Annotated in this window: 5 protein-coding genes; all 5 read right to left on the minus strand. The window is 54.1% G+C overall.

The window, feature by feature from the left end:
• Window positions 1-86: 86 nt before the first annotated feature.
• Window positions 87-464, minus strand: coding sequence for a hypothetical protein (locus tag ACIQ67_RS20940; protein WP_397536306.1), 378 nt, complete (start codon window positions 462-464; stop codon window positions 87-89).
• Window positions 465-1169: a hypothetical protein gene (locus ACIQ67_RS20945; protein WP_397536307.1), complete on the minus strand. Its 705-nt coding sequence runs from the start codon at window positions 1167-1169 to the stop codon at window positions 465-467. It lies immediately after the preceding gene.
• Window positions 1170-1193: 24 nt separating this feature from the next.
• Entirely contained in the window at window positions 1194-1667 is a 474-nt protein-coding gene (locus tag ACIQ67_RS20950; RefSeq protein ID WP_397536308.1) for a hypothetical protein, read from the minus strand.
• A gap of 76 nt (window positions 1668-1743) precedes the next feature.
• Entirely contained in the window at window positions 1744-2928 is a 1185-nt protein-coding gene (locus ACIQ67_RS20955; protein ID WP_397536309.1) for a DUF5309 family protein, read from the minus strand.
• A gap of 15 nt (window positions 2929-2943) precedes the next feature.
• Entirely contained in the window at window positions 2944-3780 is an 837-nt protein-coding gene (locus tag ACIQ67_RS20960) for a hypothetical protein (protein ID WP_397536310.1), read from the minus strand.
• Window positions 3781-3887 lie beyond the last annotated feature (107 nt).

Genomic DNA, 3887 nt, shown 5'->3' on the forward strand with positions numbered 1-3887 from the left:
TTGCGCAAATCTTCGGGAAGGTCTGGCCGATAAGGATTCGGCTCATGCTTCCGATATCTGGTAAGCTGTCCGATGGCCATCGTGAATCACTTCCCTGTTGCGTCTGAATCCTTGCCGACATACCAAGATGGCGGCGTGTAACCTTGGCCCTTGGCCCAACGAATCACATCGTCATCGAGAGCGTCTTTGCGGTCCATCCACTCTCCGACGTTAGTTCGACTCGTCTGTATGCTCGACAGCTGAGTCATCTGCGTATCGAATCGTTCTGTGATTTTTCCCATGAAAAACATCATGGAAGCGAACCCGACGATTGACGTTGTGAGCAAACCTAAGAGTCCAGTTAGGAACCAGATTTTGATCTGCCCTATGATACGGACTTCTGCGAGTTGGATGCGTTTATCCATTTCTTCGCCGATTCGGTTAAAGTCGCCGTTTTCCATTATAGAAACCTCATGATGACTCATTTATCTAATTCCCCCTACGTCCGCAAGGTCGCTGGTCATTAGACCCTGACGGAGTTGCCCATACAGTGAATAACAATTTCGTGCGCGCTCGGTATCGCTGACTCGCTTAAACACCTTGGCGCGGACACCTTCGCTGACCACGTCCGACCAGCGCATCAGCAGCCAGTTGGTGGAGACGAGTCGAGCTGCCTCCTTATCTTCATCGGTGACGATGCTGGCGTGATACGTCCATCCTGACTCCGCGTCATAGGTAGCGGGGCGCACAGCTACGGCCTTGTATTTAAGACTCGGAGGAAAGGCAAAATACGCCAATGCAATTTTCCCGCCGACTCCGCCGTAGCCACTAAACACGAACGAACCGCCAACCTGATAGAAGTAGTGGTCGAGTCCATTCAAGTGTCTGCCCGGGACTGTCTCGTTTGCCCAGATGCCGAAACCTGCGGAGTCAAGTTGAGTTATGAATTTTACGCCTGCCATTTTCTGGAAGGTCGTGGGGTTAGGAACTTCCCAAGTTTGACCGGACTCACTAGTAGCGGTCAACAGCAACTCGTTGAAGTTTTCCTTGAAGAAAATCGCGGCCTGACGATCGGTGCTGAAATGGCACTCGCGAATCGTCTGATTGACGTAACGACAAATCTCGGAAATCAAGTCGGGGCGCTTGACTTCCGAGATAATTTCGTCAACCATTTGAGAGAACGTGAACATTGCAACTTACCCCGAAACTTTGAGTCAGCTTAGCAGATCGCCAGTGCCAACTGCACCATTGGGTGCGCGATCGCCGACGGACGAATCAATTACCTTGGTTGCGCCACCGCCATTTGCGATTCGCTCACGCACAATCGCTTCTGCGGCCGACACGTCAATCTTGGTCAGGCGACACTGCTCGTAAACTGGCAATGATTCATAGACCTTCTGGAAGGCGTCGGCCTCTTCAGCGGTCTGAAGCACGAGGAGTCCATTTTCGAAATGAAAGTCGCCGATGCAATAGCGAGCGATTGGATGACTCGACCAGCGCACGGCGGGTTCATCGCTTTGGGCTTCTTGGACTTGTTCAACTTCTTGGACTTCTTCGACTTCTTCTTCGACTTCCGATTCAACATTTTCCAAATTTGTGGAATCTTCCGCTTCCTTTGCGGGGCCGCTTGGCGGGGTGGTCAAATTGTCGTCATCGCCGCCAAGTTTGAGTCCTTTGAGGTTACTCATGTCTGCAATCCTTTTCTAAAAATTAGGGCGGTCTGCTACGCCCCTAGTTCATGGAGAATCCGAGTCGAACGGCTGATTAGACCGTGGCGACTGCGGTGGTCAAGTTGCGGTAGATGCCCATGACTCGAGCGGCGCCGCACTGGATGCCCATTTCGCTGGTAATCGCACCCTCGTCCGCATCTACACCCGCGACTCCATTGCCGTGTTTGTCGTAGTTTTCGGGGAACGTATCACGCAGCACGCGCTTTTTAATCGCGCCCGGATGGAGTGCATAGACCTCCTTCGACCAGACGGGATTTTCGTTCATCATGGAGTGAGTCATGAGCTTGAGCGTCCCGAACGGAGTCACGAACTCCGTGATCTTGATGCCCAGCTTCGTTTCCTCGGCCTTGATCTGGTAGTCCCCGTCGAGGAACGCCATCCGATTGATGACCTTGAGTGCCATGTTACCGCAGAATGCGACTCGCTCGTTGGGCTGACCCTTCACGTTGTAGGTGAACACGGACTGAATCCAGTCCTCGAACGCCCCACGCGAAATGTTGCCCGCGCCGCCAGTGTTGGCCGTCCGCACGTCGCCGCCATACTGCTCGATCTGAGTCAGGATGCCGTCCGTCATGCGGAACTGCTTCGAGTTGAGAGTCGTTATCGTCTTGCGACCCCAGATAAACGAACGCTCAATATCTTCGGCGTGATACGTGGCGCACATTTCTTTGTTATACGCCAGTTTGTTGCCGGTGAGATATTTCACAGCCTTCGCCGTGCCTGAAATCGCCCAGCCGTTACGGAAAATCTGAACATAGTTCGTGCGCGGTGCACCCTGCTGAGTCACAGCAGTAGGGCGAGCCGACGCTTCCTCGAACGCGTTACCGATTTTCTGCACGTGCATGACGTTGGTAATCGCGACAACCGAAGTCCCGGCGAGTCCGCGAACCACGGTCATCGAGTTGCCCACGAGTGCGGTGACGAAGATGTGTTCGCCAGTTTCTTCCACGAGTAGCACGGAGTTGGGAGTGAAGAATGACGCATCCGCCACAACAACTGTCGTGCTGGTTCCGCCACTCACACAATCCTGACGACCAGCTTGGTGAATATCTTCAAACCAAGTGAACGCCACGTCGCTGGTGGACTCCTTCGGCATACCCGAGGTGAGTCCAAGCAACGGGGTGTCGCCTGTGGGGTTGATACGTAGGATAGCGGCGGAGAAGTCATGTTGACGCTCACCGACGATTCCCTGATGCGAAGCAAAGATGCCTTGAATCACTAGGTAAGTCCTTTCTTAATTGCGGCCGGTGAGATCATCCAGCCAGTTGAAATTGGGAGTCGGACCACCACGGTCGCCCTGCCCCCTCGGTGCGATCTCGATGTTGAGATCCGCAGCGGATTCGCCCGCCATGAATCGCAGCATCTCCTTCGTTTGCGCGACGGCTTTTGCCCGGTCTCCGTTCGCGTTCCTCAACGCTTGATCGTAGATCGGCTGAATCGTCTGTGCCATCACCGGATTTTTCGCGGCGGGGAATAGCGTGACCAGTGATTCCTTGTTGTCCCGACTTGTGAAAGTCTGCTTAGTTTCTTGACGGACCTGCTCCATCAACTGTTCGGCAAATGGGCGAAGAATCTGGACTTGCATTGCCAACGCTTCACGAACGATCTGTTGCCCCATGGCATTGAATCGCTCTTGAACGCCGGTGAAATTCCCCTCGTTGATTTGTTCGGCGACTTCGGCGTTGAAAATGGGGTCTCCAAAAGTGAGTCCGCTAAGCCGCTCGGTGAGCTGTGTCGCGAATCCAGTCTGGTTGGCATTGCCACCGCCGTTGGTGTCCGACTCACCGCTGCCATTACCGGCAGACTCCCCAGAAGAGGCGGCTCCTTCAGCGGAAGCCGGACCATTCCAAAATGCCGCAGGATCGAAACTTTCGCCAGTGTTATTTGAGTTTGAATCGCCACTCACAGTGCCGCCGGAGTTACCTTCTCCGCCCTGCGAGCCGTTATTACCTCCACCCGGCTGAGTCACATTACCTGCGTCAGCCGCGTGGTCGGGTGCGCGCATGAACCTTCCGGTTTGACGCTCAATTGGAGTCATGGCTGTTACGCCATAAAGGGACATCTTATTCATTGCTAATACCTTTCGTAATTTGTTTCGCCGACTCCTCAAAGCCGAGAAGGACGCGGTTGGTCTGCCTTACATCGCGAACCTCCTTGGCGATGGCGGCTTCATCAGCT

Origin of the sequence: Roseateles sp., from assembly GCF_044373315.1 — a bacterium.
Classification (GTDB): domain Bacteria; phylum Pseudomonadota; class Gammaproteobacteria; order Burkholderiales; family Burkholderiaceae_C; genus JACDQM01.